The organism is Microcella sp. (assembly GCF_040286215.1).
Lineage (GTDB): Bacteria > Actinomycetota > Actinomycetes > Actinomycetales > Microbacteriaceae > Microcella.
The window spans coordinates 42,563-58,469 of record NZ_JAVKCK010000002.1; the positions used below are offsets into that span (position 1 = coordinate 42,563).

The window sequence follows — 15,907 nt, forward strand, 5'->3', positions numbered from 1 at the left end:
TTGGCACTCTCCCCTGCCGAGTGCTAATATCGCAGTACTTGAGTCACCCCGACTCAGGTTTTGACCACCCTCCCGCCACCCGGCGGGCGACGTGACAAGGAGTACCGCGATGACGATGTTCTTCGACCCGTTCCGCGAGCTCGACCGCGTTGCCTCGAGCCTGCTCGACCAGCGCCAGAGCCCGCGTCTCATGCCCATGGACCTTTTCCGTGACGGCGACCACTACGTGCTCACCGCTGACCTGCCGGGCGTCGACCCCGGCTCGGTCGACGTGGACGTGGACGGTCAGTTGCTCACCATCCGCGCCGAGCGCTCGGCCCGCACCGAGGAGGGCGTGCAGTGGCTCGCCCGCGAGCGCGGCACCGGCAGCTACCTGCGCCAGCTCACGCTCGGCAAAGACATCGACACCGAGAACATCTCGGCCCACTACGAGAACGGCGTTCTGAGCGTCATGATCCCCGTGGCCGAGAAGGCCAAGCCGCGCAAGATCTCGGTGGCCACGGCGGGCGACCGCAAGAAGGTCTCTGCGTAACGACGACTCGTGGCCGCCGGCTCAGGCGCCCACAGTCGCGGACCTCGCATCGTCGGATGCGGGGCCCGTTCTCGTGCGCCCGGCACGATCGAGCCCCGGCAGCCTCGCCTCCCCCGCGCGCACGGCGCGAAGGGCGCCGAGGATCGCCACGAGGTCCACAACCTCCTGCAGCGCCGCACCAGCAATCGCCGGCAGTAGTCCTACCGCGGCGATAAGCATGAGCGCGACGGAGATGATGATGCCCATCCAGATGCTCTGCAGGGCGACGCGCACCGTTCGCTGCCCGATGCTCACGGCTCGCGCCACGCGGGCGACATCGTCGAGCATGATGACGACGTCGGCCGACTCGGAGGCAGCGGTCGAACCGCGCGCACCCATCGCGATGCCCACATCCGACACCGCGAGCACGGGAGCGTCATTGACGCCGTCGCCCACCATCACGACGGGCCGCGGCTGCAGGTCGCGCACGATGCGCACCTTGTCCTCCGGCAGGCACTCCGCGTGCAGTTCGTCAATGCCGAGCCCGGCGGCGATGGGTCGCGCGGTCGCCTCGACGTCGCCGGTCACCATGAGGGTGCGCTGGATGCCCAGCTCGCCCAGCACGCGCAGCGTCGCCGCGGCATCCGCACGCACTTCGTCGCGCAGCACGACGATGCCGGCGAAGCTCCCGTCGACCGCGACGTAGACGGCGGATTCGCCGCTCGCCAACTGCCGCCTCTCCACGTCGGAGGCATGCTCGGCCACGAAGGCCGGCTTGCCCACGACGACGACGCGGCCGTCGACCGTCGCCGCGACACCGTGCGTGGCCACCTCGCGCGCATCCTCCGAGCTGCCGAGGGCGAGGCCGCGGTCGGTCTCGGCCTCGACGAGCGCCGCGGCGAGCACGTGCGAGGAATACAGCTCGGCCGAGCCGACGAGCCGCAGCAGGTCATCCTCACCGAGACCACCCGCCGGGTGCACCGCGACGACCTGCGGATGCCCCTGCGTGAGCGTGCCCGTCTTGTCTAAGGCGACCGTGCGTGTTCGCGCGAGCCGCTCGAGTGCGGCCGCGTTCTTGACGACGATGCCGTGCTTCGCCGCACTCGACATGCCGCCCATGAACGCGACCGGCGCAGCGATGAGCAGGGGGCACGGCGTCGCCACGACGAGCACTTCGGCGAAGCGCACGGGGTCCCCGCTGAGCGCCCAAGCGACGCCGGCGATGACGAGCGACACGACCGTGAAGGGCAGGGCGTAGCGGTCGGCAAGGCGCACGATGGGGGCGCGCGACTGGGAGGCCTCCTGCACGAGCGCCACGATGCGCTGGTACTGACTGTCCGCGGCGCGTGCCGTGGCGACGATCTCGACCGCGTCGGCGCCGGCGAGCGAGCCGCTGAGCACCGCGTCGCCGCGCTGCCGCTCGACGGGCATGCTCTCCCCCGTCAGGGAAGACTCGTCGAAGGTCGCGGCGGCACTCTCGAGCTCTCCGTCGACGGGAACGACCTCGGAGGGGCGCACGAGCAACCGATCACCCGGCGAGACCTCGTCGACCGCGACATCCGCGACATCGCCCTCGGCGGACAGTCGATGGGCCTGCTGCGGCACCTTTCCCAGCAGTGACCGCAGCTCGCGCTGGGCACGGCCCGCCGCGACATCTTCGAGCGCTTCGCCACCCGCGAGCATGATGACGATCACGAGGCTCGCCCAGTACTCGCCCACGGCGACGGTGCTCACGATCGCCATGATCGCGAGCACGTCGAGACCGAACTGGCCGGAGAGCAGGCTGCGCACCATGCCGATGCCCTCCTTGAGGGCGACTGCGAGCGCGAAGACCGACACTCCCCAGCGAGCGACAGGCTCAAGATCGGCGGCGAGCAGCGCGAGCCCCGCGGCGCCGACGAGCACCGCGAGCCCCACGAGCGGGTAGCGCCGCGCCGCCACGAGAATTCTGCTCATGGTGACAGGTCTACTCCCCGGAAGGGCCCGGCGCCAGCAAGCCGAGGCTTGCCTCACCGTATCGCGCCGGAATACAGCAGACCGGCACTCTCGTCGCCCTGCGTCCTCGCGGCATCAGCGCGACACGAGATGCTCCAGCCACGTCCGCCGCGCTTCCCGCGCTCGGCGAGAGAGTCGAGCGTCGGGAGCTATCGTCGAGAAGCCGTGCATAGCCCCTGGCCACACGTGGCACTCCACCGAGACGCCTGAGTCGATGAGTCGCTGCGCAAACAGCAGATCCTCCCGCAGGAAGAGATCGACAGAGCCGACCTCGAGGTAGGTCGACGGCAGCCCCTCCAGATCGGTTGCGCGCGCGGGCGTCACCTCGCGCTTGACACGACGGCGCGCGCCGAGTGCGGCCGACCACCCCGTCTCGTTGCTGATGCCATCCCAGATCGGCAGCTCGCCACCGTGCGGCTGCACGGTGGCATCGGTTCTATCGTCGAGCATGGGAGACAGCAGGAGCTGGCCAGCAACCGGAGGCGCGCCCACCTCGAGGGCTCGGATCGCCGTCGCCACGGCAAGGCCGCCGCCTGCGCTCATCCCGGCGAGCACGAGCGGCTTGCGCTGCGCTCCCCAATCCCGGGCGTGCTGCGCCGTCCAGACGAGTCCTTCCAGGCAGTCGTCCACGATCTCTGCGTACCGCGCACCTGGCGCGAGCCGGTAGTCGATCGACACGACCACGACGGCGAGCTTCTCCACCCAGTCGATCGCTTCCCCGATGCCCGTGTCCTGATTGCCGAGTATGAGGCCTCCTCCGTGCAGGAACACGATCGTCGCGGTCGGGTTCGACATCGGTCTCAGAACCCTCACTCGGCGTCCTGAGGAGGTCGTCGAGAGACTCGAGCGCACCGCCCGAGCCGCCACCGTCTGATGGATGCTCGGTTGAATCGCGAGGTGCCGGGCTCGAACAGCCGCGAGGCTGTCGGGAGTAATCCCCGTCGTGAAGGGCACGGGCCGGCGGGAGGCTAGCGCCGCTGCGAGCTCGGAGTCGAGAGCAGCCCTGGGCATCGGTGCAGTGCCCCTGGACCGTCAGCCGCGTTCGCGCAGCACGATGGTCTCCCACGGCTCGAGCAGCAAGCGATCGGCGACGACGACGCTTCCATCGCCGTCCACCATCCCCCCGGGGCCGCGCGGCGTCGAGCTGAGGCGCCATTCCGCGAATTCTCCTCGCTCCCAGGGCACCTCGACGGCGCTGGGGCTGAGATTCACGAGAACGACTACCGATCCTTCTTCGGTGGCCACCTCGATTCCGTCGACAGGCGCAGACGCCGTCGAGATGCGCACCGCGCGTCTACCTGCGAGGGACGAGAGAGTGCCGTGCACAGCCGCGATGCGTCGGGCCTCGCCGTCCTCACCCCACAGTCCGTGCGGTCCCGTCACAGAGAAGGCCGTGACCGACTCTGCTCCCGCCTCCCCGAGTCGCGCGACAGCGGCGACGAACCACGCCGCGGCGAAGAGCGAATCAATGCGGTCGTCGGTCTGATCCTCGACGCTCCATTCGCGCGCGAGGAGGTGGGAGTACGGACGAAGACTCAACGCGCCGATCGACACCCTGCCGGACGAGATGTCGCGCCCCGAGTGAACGACGGCGCTGAGAGCCTCCAGGCCCTCGAGAATCGACTGCTCGTCCACGTCGTGGAAGGTGGGAGTGAACGGTATCGCGACGCCGGCACCCGCCCCCAGGTCGGGGGCGCGGCGATTGAGCTCGGCGAAGTTGCCCCTGGTAGAGGCGAACACAGGCACACCCGAGGCCATCCCGGCGATGCTCTCGATGAGGTCGCGGCTCGGAATGTCGAGACCGTCGACGATGACGATAATCCGGGCGAGGGCGGTCTCTGCCTGCAGTTGCGAGATGACGCTCTCGCAGTGCGCGAGCGACTGAGCATCCACGACCATGGCGAGTTCCACACCACGACCCTCGGCCACCTGCGGCAGCGCGGGTGCGTGGAAAGGCGACGCCGTGCAATCGACGTCGACCCGCACATACTGCGGGCTGAACTGCGCCTCGGAGGGCCGATCACCCTCAAGCCCGCCGGCTCGAACACCGATGGCGGGCATCTCGAAGTCCTCCCCGGCCCTCCACCCACGGCGTTCAGCGCGTGCCGCGGCCTCTGCAGGTCGCGCGTCAGACGCATCGCGGCCGGGCGATGTCACGTTCACGGTGACCCGTTGATGAAACTCTTGGCCGGGCTCGGCGGTATGGGGCCAACCCAGCTGGAGTGGTGTCGAGTAGATCTTGAAGGAACCATCCGCCCAATTGCGCTGGTCTTCCAGCTCGAATTCCTCGCCCTCGAACGACAAGCGGTAGGTGTCGCCCGTCGCAGCACTCACCTCGAAAGCATCGAAATGGGTGATCGCGCCGTACACCGTTCCGTCGATCCACAGCTGAGGCGCCACGAGAGACGGCAGGGAGCCTGCTGAAGATTCCGCCCCCTCCCACGAGGCGCGATATGGGTAGCCCGCGTGATCAGCAGGGAGCGAGACGACGAGCCCGATCCTGTTGTACTCGAAACTGTCGGGCGCCCCGCCCCTCATGTCGTAGCTGAGCGAGCCGTCGTTCGTGCCCGTGACTGTTCCACGCCAGGTGAAGCGCGTCGATTCGAGCTCGTGCGTCGCTGTGAAGGTGATGGAGAACGAGTCTGCCTCGCTCTCCACGTGCAGCCCCTCGATCGAGGGGGCGATCGTGGCCCAGTCCAGATTTCGGACAGCGACCGTGACACGACGCACGAGCTCGGCGTCACCGCGACGAATCCGCCTCAGGGCGAAGCCGTCCCATTCCATCGTCAGGTCACCTGCGGTCAGCGTCAATGACTCGGTCATTTCGTCTCTCCTTACTCTGTGCTCGCGCATGTCGCCGTCGCTCAGACCGCGGTGAGCCCACCATCGACCACGAGGACCGATCCGGCAGAGTAGCTCGATTCATCACTCGCCAGGAAGACCATGGCGCTCGCCACTTCGGATGCGCGCCCGGGCCGCTTGATGGGATTGCCGGCCAAGAACGCCTCGGTAGAGGCAGGTTGGCTCGTCATGTCAGCGACAAGCGGCGTATCCGTGAAACCTGGCATGACACCGTTGACCCTGATGCCGTGCTCGGCGTAGTCATTGGCCATCACTCTCATCAAGGCGCCAACGCCTCCCTTGCTCGCGCTATACGCATCGAAGCCCTTGGCCATGCCGTAGCTGCCCGTCGGAGACAGGGTGAAAACGATGCTTCCGCCACCCGTCGCAAGCATCGCGGAGACGCACGCGCGAGCCGTGATGAAGGAACCGGTCAAGTTGATGTTGATCGTGCGGTGCCACGTCTCCATGGAGAGCTCGTGGGCAGGGCCGTCAGAGGCGAAGTCCTGCACGCCCGCATTGACGATGGCGATATCGAGACCGCCCCATGCGGAAACCACCGTGTCGACAACAGCGGCCATGGCCGCCTCATCGGTGATGTCCGCCTCGAGGGCCAAGGCCTTGTCCGGGTCAGGAAAGGAGTGACGCGCATCCTCGATGCTCGTTGAATTCACATCAAGGAGGGCTACGAAAGCGCCTTCCTCCGCGAACCTCAACGCCGTGGCGCGCCCGATTCCGGAACCTGCTCCCGTTACCAGCGCCCGCTTGCCCTGAAGCCTGCCCGATCGCGTCTCTGCCATCTGAATCCACCTTCTCGCTCGTCGTCTGTGCACGCACGTCGCTTCGAATCGACGGCTGCGAGCCTTGTCCCGATAGGTTTTAACCGGTCCAAGGCTCGCAGCGTTCGACGCAGTGCGTCGACTGTCGTACCTAGTTACTCGAGAACATCCGTCATGGGGCGAATGTAATTGTCGAGGTCATCGAAAATCGAGTCCCCGACTGGGATGTAGCACGCCGACTGAGCCGCGGTGTCCACGTTGCAGGCCGCGTCCTCCTCGAAGTTGTCCGCGGTCCAGGTGTAGATGCCGGAGTCGATCCAGCCCTCGGGCAGGGGAGCGTCGTTCTGAAGCGACTCGATGATGGCACGCACGGGCAGGTAGCCCTGTAGCCACGGCGACTGGCTGACGGCCGCCTGGATCGTTCCCTCACGGAACGCCTCGTAGATGTCGGGACCGGTGTCGGAGGTGACTCCGACGAACGATCCTGCGCCCTCGTTGGCCTGGACGCGCGCGATGCTCGGTCCATCACCGGCGCAGACGCCGACAAGCGCCACAGCGGCGGGGTACTTCGTACGGAGGTCCTGCCACGCAGCGAAGCTCGCCGTGGGGTCGCCTGCGGTCGAGAACTGACCCAGCACCTCAATGCCGGGGGCGTTCGCGGCCATGTAGTCCTGAACACCCTCGACGCGACGCTCGAGAACGCCGACGCCGGGAGCGCAGGAGCCGACGACGATCTCACCCTCAGCGTCCGGTCCACCGAGCAGCTCGAGGGTAACCTCTCCCAGAGCCTGACCGAAGTCGTTTTCGTTGACCCCGACGTAGAGCGGGATGTTGGTCGTGAGCGCGTCGACGTTGAAGCCGGCAACGAGCACTCCATCGTCGATCGTGTCGTTGATCGTCTTCTGCCAGACATCCTCCGGGTACGGCACGACCGCGATCCCCTCAGCCCCGGCGACCAGGGCGTCATTGAAGAGCTGGATCTGCTCGGTAGCGTCGAAGTTCTGCGGAGAAGCCGTTTGAACGTTGGCGCCCAGCTGCTCGCCTGCGGCCAGGCCGCCTCGCTTGTTGTCCTCGGGAGCGGGGCCCGAGTAGTGCACGACGATCGCGACGTTCACGGGGTCGGTGCCGTCACCGGGATCGGCGCCATCGCCGTCCGTGGCGCAGCCAGCGAGTACTGCAAGAGATGATGCCGCGACCAGAGCGAGTGCTGCTCGGCCGCGACGCTGTGCATGAATCATGTGTGCATTCCCTTCGTTGGGCATGAGTATGGTCGACCGGTCGACCAATTTCAGATTAGGGGCCGCGTGATGCGGTGTCAACCCCTGTTTCGCGGTCCCGGCTAGGAACGCTTGTTGCGAATGCGGATGAAGGTATCGAGCGCCACAGCGCCGATGATGACCACGCCCGTAGCGAATTGCGTCCACTCTGAGGTGATGCCGAACTGCACGAGCCCGCTGCGGATCGCGCCGATGGTGAGCGCTCCGAATGCGGCGCCCACCACGCTGCCGACACCACCGGCGAGAGTCGTGCCACCGATGATCGCGGCTGCGATCACGAGAATCTCGAACCCTCCGCCGAGGCCCGGGTCGGCAGACTCGAAGAACGCGAGCGTGAAGACACCGCATACTCCCGCGAGCCCGCCGATGAGCATGAGCGCGAACAGACGCGTCTTCTCCAGCGAGATGCCTGTCAGGCGGGCAGCATCGGGGTTCGACCCGATCGCGCGCACAATGAATCCGAACCGCGTGCGCTTATAGACGATCGCCATGATCGCGGTCAACAGAGCGAACGCCCAGATGATCATCGGAATCTCGAGGAAGTCCGCTCCCAGGATGGTGAAGAACGGGTGCTCCCGCGGCATACCCGAGACCGTCTGGCTGCCCGAGATCACGAGAGTCAGGCCCTTGAACACCGACAGGGTACCGAGCGTGATGATGATGCTGGGAATGCGCAGCAGGTTGCTCAGAATCCCGTTGAGCGCGCCCCCTGCAATGCCGACGAGAATGCAGACGATCGCGGCCAGCCAGGGGTCGAGCCCCGCTCGGATGGAGACGGCGGCCACGACCACGGACAGCCCGTAGAGAGAACCGACCGACAGGTCGATCTCCCTCATGGACAAGAGGAAGACCATGCCGAGTGCGATGATCCCGTAGAAGGCCGCCTGCTCGCCAATATTGGTGAGCGCATTGAGGCGGAAGAACGACGGGTTGAACACGCTGATCACGGCGATGAGAAAGAGGAATGTCGCGATGATGCCGAATTCGCTCGCGCCGAACACCCTGCGATAGAGCGGCCTCTTGGGCGCACGAGCGCGCACCTCGCCGACCTTGCCTGCTCCCGTACCGCTCACCTGGGGACTCTGCTGCTGGGTGGGGCTACTCATTCTTCTGACCTCCTGTATTGATTGCTTCGAGCAGGTGGGCTTCAGATATTTGGCCCTCACCGAGCTCCATGACGATGCTTCCCTTGTAGAACACGATCACCCGGTCGCACACGAGCTCGTACTCCAGCAGTTCGCTCGAGCTGAAGAGCACGATGCGCCCCTGACGCGCGAACTGATCCAGCAGTCGATAGATCTCGTCCTTGGCGCCGATGTCGACTCCCCGGGTCGGGTCATCGAGCAGGATGAGGTGCGGCGAGCCCTCGAGCCACTTGGCGAGCACGACCTTCTGCTGATTTCCACCCGAGAGCTGATGCACCTCTGTGTCGACAGAATCCGCCTTCACGCCGACCGCGGTCGCGCGCTCGGCGGCCCGTCGACGCAACAACGATTCACGCATGAGGGGTGTGCTCTTGGCGCGATCCACAGCGCCGCTGATGAGCGACACGTTCTCCCAGATGGTCTGGGAGAGCATGGCGCCGAGCTTGCGGCGATCGGAGGGAACGCGGGCGATGCCGGCCCGCACGGCGGCCCCGATCGAGTGCCACCCCGCTCGCTCCTCACCGCCGAGGCGAAAACGACCGGTCGAGGGCTTCGTGAGTCCGAAGACGACATCGTAGACACTCATGAGACCCGAACCCTCCAGGCCGACGAGTCCCACGATCTCTCCCGGCTCGGCGGTGAACGAGACATCGTTCAACTCGTCGGGCACTGACACGTCGATGAACTCGAGATTTCGAGTCGGGTCGGGCTGTGGGCGGCGCGGGCTGAGAGTCACCTCTCCTTGCTCCTTACCCGTCATCTCCAGCACGACCTGCTTGATCGTCGTCTCCGAGATGAGGCGCTCGCTGCGTACGACACCGTCACCCATGACGATCACGCGATGAGCGATGCGGAACACCTCTTCGAGCCGGTGGGAGATGTAGATCACCGCGACTCCGCGCTCTGCGAGCTCGCTCACGATCGTCAGCAGGCGCTCAGTCTCCTCGGCGTTGAGAGCCGAGTTCGGCTCATCGAGAATGAGGATTCGAGAATCCTGCAGCAGTGCGCGCGCGATCTCGATCGTCTGGCGCTGCCCGAGAGTCAGAGTCGACACGAGCGCGTCAAGCGGCACGTGCAGCCCGAGCTCGTCGAGCACCACTTGAGCCCTGCGCTCCATGGGGCGCCGATCGACGAGTCCCCACTTCACCGATTCGCGCTGGAGGAAGAGGTTCGAGAGCACATCCAGGTCGGGATAGACGGTCAGCTCCTGGTACACGATGCCGATTCCGAGCTCGGCAGCCGCCCGCGCATCGTGCAGGGTCACGGGCTTGCCGTCGATTTCGATGACCCCCGCGTCGGGGTGCTCCGACCCAGCCAGAATCTTCATCAAGGTCGACTTCCCTGCGCCGTTCTGGCCGACAAGAGCCGTGACTTCACCGGCATGGACCTCGATGGTCGCGCCGTCGAGCGCACGAATGCTCTCGTACGACTTCGACATGTCCCGAACGGCCAATACCGTCGAGTTTTGCGACATACAGCACCTCTATCACGTCGTTGTGGACTGACCGTGCGCCCCACTCTTCTTCCCCACTGATGGGTTGTCAGGCGCGATTCTGAGCACTAGCGTAGCAATTGGTCCACCGGTAAGCCAATACACATTTTTCCCGGAGACTCGAAGGAAGAGGAAATGAGTTCTGTAGAAAGCACCACCCCACAGTCCGCGCCGCGCGCGCTCGAGGGATGCGGGGTCGATCATGTCGCGATCATCGTTCGCGATGCCACCGCGACTGCGGAGAATTATCGGGAGCGCTTCGGGCTGGCCGTCACCTCCGACGAGGTGCTCGAGCACCTCAACGTTCGGCTCGTCGGCATCTCGACCTCCACGATCGACGTTCAACTCGTCGAGCCGACCGGCCCAGGCCCCTTGCAGGACCACCTCGACGACAAGGGCGAGGGACTGCATCACCTGTGCTTCCGAGTGCACGAGCTCGAGCCCGTGATCGATGCACTCGACGAAGACGCCGAGCGCATCTTTCCCGGGGGCCTCGGGCGGCGCACCTTCTATTTGGCGGAAAAGCCCAATGGAGTGCCGATTGAGCTCGCAGAAGGTGCGCCCCGTCGCTGACCTCCCCTGAGAGGAGCCGACAGTCGCTGCACTCACAGGCGAGCGAGCAGTTCACGGCCTCGGTACTAAGCGAAGAACCCGCCGGCAGACGACTGCCGGCGGGTTCTTCGCTTGTCGGAGTGCAGTGTCTATGAGAGCGATTCCTTCAACGACGAGATGCCGGACTGAAGAGCGGCGCCGTACACCGCGCTGTCGAGCCCGTAGAGGAGGGCGCCGAACCCCTGCGAGACGCGCAGGCGTGCCTCATCGACCGAGCCGGCAAGGATGCCGACGACCTTTCCGCTCGCGCGCGCGGCCTCGATGACGGTCGCGATGGCGTCCAAGAAGTCGGGGTGGTCGAACTGGCCCGGAATACCGAGAAAGTTGCTCAGATCGAAGTGCCCCACCCAGAGCGCGTCGATGCCGTCGACGGCAGCGATCTCGTGCGCGTTGGCGACGCCGTCTGGCGTCTCGATCTGCGCGATGCACAGCACTTCTGAATTGACCGAGCGAATGGTCGCCCCGATGTCTGCGGCGGAGTAGTCGTCATGCGCGACGCCGAAGACTGCCCCTCGCTTGCCAAGAGGCGGGTACTTGCACGACTCGACGATGGCGCGCGCCTGCTCCGCGGATTCGACCATGGGCACCATCACCCCCATGGCACCAACATCGAGGGGGCCGGAGAGCAGGTGGTATTGAGTGGCGGGCGGTCGGATGAGCGGCACGACGCCCGAAGCGCGAGCATGGCTCATGCTCTGACGGATATCGCTCACGCTCCACCCCGAGTGCTCCATGTCGTACAGAACCCACTCGGCTCCCGCATTCGCGGCGAGCTGCGCTATGCCACTGGTGTTGAACTCGATGAGCATGGTGCCGATGGTCATCTCACCCGCCAGCATGCTCTTCTTGACCGGGTTGTCTCTCATCGCTTCTCTCCTTTAGTTGTGTGTCGTGCCGCGATGCGCGCCGCGAAAGCGGGCGAATCGACGACCTGACGATTGGCTACGAAGCTGGGAGCCTGCCCGTTCATGACCGCGAGGATGCTGTCGACGGCGCTGTGGCCCGTGCGTGTGAACGTCTCGTCGGTGTGAGCAATCGCATGGGGGGTGAGCAGAACGTTGTCCATGGTGAACAGCGGGTTGTCTGCTGCGGGCGGCTCGGGGTCGAACACATCGAGCGCCGCCCCCGCGATCTGGCCGGAGCGCAGAGCCTCGATGAGCTCGACCTCGTTGACGATCGGGCCGCGCGCAGCGTTGATCAGGTACGACGTGGGCTTCATGGCTGCGAATGCGCGTGCGTTCACGAGGTGATGCGTCTCGTCCGTCAGCGGCAGCGACAAGCACAGGAAATCGCTCTCGGCCAGCAGTGTGTCAAAGTCGACGAGAGTGACACCTGCCTTCCGCGCCATGTCCTCCGAGGCGTAGGGGTCATAGGCGAGGTGTCTCATCTCGAGGGGCTGCGCCAGTCGGGAGAAGTCCGCGCCGATGTTGCCCACTCCCGCGATGCCCAGCGTGCGCCCCGTGAGTCCCGTGCCGATGTAGTTCATCTTCTCGGACCACCGCGACTCGCGCACGAGCAGATCGCGCTCGCGAAGGCGATGTGCGAGAGCGAGCACGGCCGTAAGCAGAGCCGTCGCGACGCCTCGGCGTACTCCATCCGGGGTGACCGACACGGCCACACCGGCTTCCGTGCAGGCTGCCAGATCGATCGAGTCGGTGCCGACTCCGAAGCGGGCGATGAGCGCCAGCCGCGTATTGCCGACCAGAGTCTCCGCCGTCACCTCGTTCAGCAGAAGAAAGAGTGCATCGAACTCGGCGATATCGCCCGGCGTCAGAATCCGCTCCTCCGTGTCGAGGAAGCTCCACTCCACTCCCGCCGCATCGAGTCTGTCCAACCCGATGTCGCCAAAAGACACTTTTCCATCTTTGTCGAGGAAATCACGTCCGACTCCCACTCTGAATGTGCTCATCGTCGAGCTCCTTTCGTCGTCTACCCCACAGCGCGCCGTCGGCGCGCGTCTATCACATCGTTCAGCGAGCTGAACTCGCCCGACAGGATTCGCCGGGCAAGTCCGCGAACGCTCTCCTTCGTGTCCTCGTCGACGAGGTACTCGACTGGCGACTTGCTGTCGACTCGCGCGAGCATGAGACACCCCAGAAGCAGCAGCACGTCTCGGTCGGGCACATCGAGACCCCCGTGATCGCGATAGCTACGCAGGAAGGCACCGACGTCGTCGCACAGCGCGTCCACGTGGTCCACGAGCGCGAACGACTTCAGCAGGATGTGGTTCATGAAGGTCGCGAGGTCGTAAGCGGGGTTGCCGTAGTGGACGATCTCGTAGTCGAGAAGCACGAGGTCTTCTTGATCGACCACCAGCATGTTCTTAGGCACGAAGTCGCCGTGCACGAGGCACTGACGGTCCGTGAGCATGGCGCGAATCGCCGCGTCGAAGGCGCTCGCGAATTCCGGATGCCGCGCCGCTGCCGACAGGAAGTACGGCTCGACGCGCAGGTCAAACATCATGCCGACACCGAAACCGCGCCGTAGAGCCTCATCATCGTGGGTTCCCGCGTGCATGGCGGCGAGGTACGACCCCGCCTGAGTGAAGAGCGGTTGCAGTATCGTGCCAGCGAGGAGGTCGGTCTTCCACAGTGTCGCTCCCTCGGGAGCCGACTCCATCACGAAGAGATAGTTCTCGTCGTCGAAGTAGGTGACCTTGGGCACCGCGCCGTCGGGCAGCAACGGCGTGAATACCTCGATGGCGTTCCGTTCCACGATGATACGGCGCACGTCGCACATCCACACTTGCTCTACTTGGAGCTGCGGCAGGGATTGCTTGAGCACTCCGAGTGCATCAGAGGATTGGAAGCGCACCAGCAGGTTGGAAATGCCCCCGCCGAGCGCGTCGATCCGCAACGTCGAACGGTCGGCGACCAGGCCGCGCGACTCGAGATAGTCGGGCAGCGTCAATTCATCGAGCTGGATCGTCGGGCGGTACCCGCCAGCGGGCTCTGCGTCGAGCTCGACCGCTTTGAGCTCTCCGACCGCGGCGGATACCGCTGCCTGAATGGGATGACGCTCCACACTCGAGGCGGCGAAGTAGCCGTCGACCCCCTGTGTGCGCGAGAGGAGATCGCTCACGTCGGCCGGGGTGACGGCAGGACCGCCGTGGAAGAGGATCAGGACTGTCGGCGACACTGCTCGCGCAGCATCGGCCATCTCCTGCACCTGCGCGGCCGCCGACGCGAGGTCGCCCCCCTCGCGCGACACTCCCAGATGGGGAGCGATCACATCAGCACCGGCGCGGGCCATCTTGATGGCAGTTTCCGAGTCGCACACGAAGGCGCACGTGAAAAGCCCGAGCTCGTGGGCTTGAGCGATCATCTCGATTTCTTGATCGATCGAGATCCCCGTGGCTTCGAGATCGTCTCGGAACGTGCCATCAATGAGTCCCACGGTAGGAAAGTTCTGCACCCCGGCGAACCCCATGTCGCGCAGCTGGCGCAGGAAGTTATTCATGGAGCGGAAAGGATCGGTCGCGCACACTCCGGCCAGAACTGGAATACCGCCCACCGCGGGAAGGATGCGCGACCCCATCTCCACGACGATGGCGTTCGCGTCTCCGTAAGGCATCATGCCTGCGAGGGACGAGAAGCCGTGCGTTCGGTAGAGCCCCGAGTTGTAGAGCACGAGGAAGTCAGCACCGGCAGCTTCTGCCGCTTGCGCTACCCCTCCGGTTCCCGCGCTGACCGCCAGCAGCGACTGTCCGGCCGTGCGACGCGACCGCAACGATTCAACGATGTCCTCCGCCGTCATCGCGCACCACTCTGGCTGGAGATCGCAAGCCGGCCCGGGCTCAGGACGGTGCCGGGATCGAGCGCCTGCTTGATGTCGCGCACGATCGCAAGAGAGTCACCCAAGCTCTCCGCTAGCCACGGCAAGCGCGCGAGGCCGGAACCGTGGTGGTGCGAGAGCGACGCGTCGGTTGCCAAGCAGGTCTCCATGGTCGTCTCCCAGATCTGGTGGAGGCGGGCCTCGGCCGCTGCAGCATCGGCCTGCTTGCCCAGGACGATCACATAAAGGGACGTTCCGTTCGAGTATGCGTGGGAGAAATGGCACAGCACTTCGTCGACGAGAGGCTCGAGAGCCTTCTTGACCTGTGCGTAGGTCTCCGCGATTCCCGACCATGTGTTCGAGACCTCGATAGTCTCGGCAACGCCACCCGGCTCGTCGAGGATCGCCTCGACCGCAGAGAAGTCGAATCGGCGACCCATCCACGCTTCTGCGCCTGCCGGCCCCTGCGACGCGCCACCCTCATCGGTCGCGATAGAGACGCACGCGGCGAGCTCGGCTTCCGCGACAGCCTGAACCCCACGCACCCCCAGGAACATTGCCGCACCGGCGAAGGTCGGGTCCTTGAGCGCGTGCCGCGCCTCCTCCTGGTCGTAGACGCGAAGGAGCATAGGGCGCAGACCGGCCCGCATGATCTTGCGCATCGCCTCAAGCCCTGCCCGCGCATCCGGGAACACTAGGGTGTCCAGATTCTCGAAGGGGCTGACCGGGTAGATCTTGAGCACAACCTCGGTCACGACTCCCAGGGTGCCCTCCGATCCCACGAACAACTGCTTGATGTCGGGACCTGTGGCGGCCCGCGGAGCACCGTGGGTCGACACGATCTCTCCCGTGGGGCGCACCACGGTGAGGGAGACGAGCGCATCTTCGATGCCGCCCCAGCGGGATGAGAACTGGCCGGTGGCCCGCGTGGCGACCCATCCCCCGACAGTGGAGCGGGCGAGGCTCTGCGGCGAAAAGTTCATGGTGTATCCCAGGGAGACGAGGTGCTCCTCGACGACCGAGCCCATGGCACCCGCTTCCACGCGAATCTGCAGATTGACGTCATCGACGTCGATGATGCGGCTCATGGCCCGCATATCGAGCGAAATGCCGCCCTCCTCAGGCAGCGGCTGCCCCACGACGGACGAGCCGGCGCCCCAGGGCGTCACGCTCACGCCGCGCGCGTTCGCGATGCGCAGGATCTGCGACACCTGCTGCGCGTCTCTCGGGCGCACGACGACGGAAGGGAGCGGCATCGCGACGCCCTGCTGGACGCGCTTGACACTCACGGGCCAGGCATCCACGGCGTGGGCTTCACGATCCGCCAGCTCGGTGGAGACGACGGCGGGCGAGAGCCCGCGAAGTTCTGTGAGGCATTCCTCGATCGTGTTCTTCATGCTTTCCTCTGTGCTCGACGCGTGAAAGACGCAATGCATGACGCCGTGGCGCCCGACACCGCAGGTCTCCGGATGCAGTGATCT

General features: G+C 65.6%; 13 protein-coding genes. 2 read left to right on the forward strand and 11 right to left on the reverse strand.

Annotated elements, in window-relative coordinates:
• Positions 1-109 precede the first annotated feature (109 nt).
• Positions 110-532: an Hsp20/alpha crystallin family protein gene (locus tag RJQ01_RS00265; RefSeq protein WP_350474691.1), complete on the forward strand. Its 423-nt coding sequence runs from the start codon at positions 110-112 to the stop codon at positions 530-532.
• Positions 533-553: 21 nt separating this feature from the next.
• Here RJQ01_RS00265 and RJQ01_RS00270 read toward each other — a convergent pair whose 3' ends face one another.
• The 7 genes from RJQ01_RS00270 to RJQ01_RS00300 all read right to left on the reverse strand — a co-directional run bounded on the left by RJQ01_RS00270 (position 554) and on the right by RJQ01_RS00300 (position 9,986).
• On the reverse strand, positions 554-2,467 hold the full coding sequence (locus tag RJQ01_RS00270) for a heavy metal translocating P-type ATPase (RefSeq protein ID WP_350474692.1): 1,914 nt from the start codon (positions 2,465-2,467) through the stop codon (positions 554-556).
• A gap of 114 nt (positions 2,468-2,581) precedes the next feature.
• Positions 2,582-3,301: an alpha/beta hydrolase gene (locus tag RJQ01_RS00275; protein ID WP_350474693.1), complete on the reverse strand. Its 720-nt coding sequence runs from the start codon at positions 3,299-3,301 to the stop codon at positions 2,582-2,584.
• 237 nt (positions 3,302-3,538) lie between these two features.
• The gene (locus RJQ01_RS00280; RefSeq protein WP_350474694.1) at positions 3,539-5,329 is read right to left on the reverse strand and encodes a D-apionate lactonase family protein; all 1,791 of its coding nucleotides are present in this window, start codon (positions 5,327-5,329) and stop codon (positions 3,539-3,541) included.
• A 41-nt stretch (positions 5,330-5,370) separates the two neighbouring features.
• On the reverse strand, positions 5,371-6,147 hold the full coding sequence (locus RJQ01_RS00285) for an SDR family NAD(P)-dependent oxidoreductase (RefSeq protein ID WP_350474695.1): 777 nt from the start codon (positions 6,145-6,147) through the stop codon (positions 5,371-5,373).
• Between the two features lie 134 nt (positions 6,148-6,281).
• Complete coding sequence (locus RJQ01_RS00290; RefSeq protein ID WP_350474696.1) at positions 6,282-7,364, reverse strand: sugar ABC transporter substrate-binding protein; 1,083 nt, start codon at positions 7,362-7,364, stop codon at positions 6,282-6,284.
• Positions 7,365-7,465: 101 nt separating this feature from the next.
• Positions 7,466-8,509 (reverse strand): ABC transporter permease, encoded by a 1,044-nt coding sequence (locus RJQ01_RS00295; protein ID WP_350474697.1) that lies wholly within the window; start codon positions 8,507-8,509, stop codon positions 7,466-7,468.
• On the reverse strand, positions 8,502-9,986 hold the full coding sequence (locus RJQ01_RS00300) for a sugar ABC transporter ATP-binding protein (protein ID WP_350474698.1): 1,485 nt from the start codon (positions 9,984-9,986) through the stop codon (positions 8,502-8,504). The genes RJQ01_RS00295 and RJQ01_RS00300 overlap by 8 nt, the downstream gene beginning before the upstream one ends.
• 189 nt (positions 9,987-10,175) lie before the next feature.
• Between RJQ01_RS00300 and RJQ01_RS00305 the strand changes: the two genes are divergently transcribed.
• Positions 10,176-10,613: a VOC family protein gene (locus RJQ01_RS00305; RefSeq protein ID WP_350474699.1), complete on the forward strand. Its 438-nt coding sequence runs from the start codon at positions 10,176-10,178 to the stop codon at positions 10,611-10,613.
• Positions 10,614-10,741: 128 nt separating this feature from the next.
• Here RJQ01_RS00305 and RJQ01_RS00310 read toward each other — a convergent pair whose 3' ends face one another.
• The 4 genes from RJQ01_RS00310 to RJQ01_RS00325 are packed head-to-tail and all read right to left on the reverse strand — an operon-like array spanning position 10,742 to position 15,823.
• A complete protein-coding gene (locus RJQ01_RS00310; protein WP_350474700.1) occupies positions 10,742-11,518 on the reverse strand; it encodes an HpcH/HpaI aldolase family protein in 777 nt (258 codons plus the stop codon).
• Positions 11,515-12,561 (reverse strand): NAD(P)-dependent oxidoreductase, encoded by a 1,047-nt coding sequence (locus RJQ01_RS00315; RefSeq protein ID WP_350474701.1) that lies wholly within the window; start codon positions 12,559-12,561, stop codon positions 11,515-11,517. Before RJQ01_RS00315 ends, RJQ01_RS00310 begins: the two co-directional genes overlap by 4 nt.
• A gap of 20 nt (positions 12,562-12,581) precedes the next feature.
• Positions 12,582-14,408 carry a phosphoenolpyruvate hydrolase family protein gene (locus RJQ01_RS00320; protein ID WP_350474702.1) on the reverse strand — a complete coding sequence of 609 codons (1,827 nt, stop codon included), beginning with the start codon at positions 14,406-14,408 and terminating at the stop codon, positions 12,582-12,584.
• The gene (locus tag RJQ01_RS00325) at positions 14,405-15,823 is read right to left on the reverse strand and encodes an FAD-binding oxidoreductase (RefSeq protein ID WP_350474703.1); all 1,419 of its coding nucleotides are present in this window, start codon (positions 15,821-15,823) and stop codon (positions 14,405-14,407) included. Before RJQ01_RS00325 ends, RJQ01_RS00320 begins: the two co-directional genes overlap by 4 nt.
• Positions 15,824-15,907 lie beyond the last annotated feature (84 nt).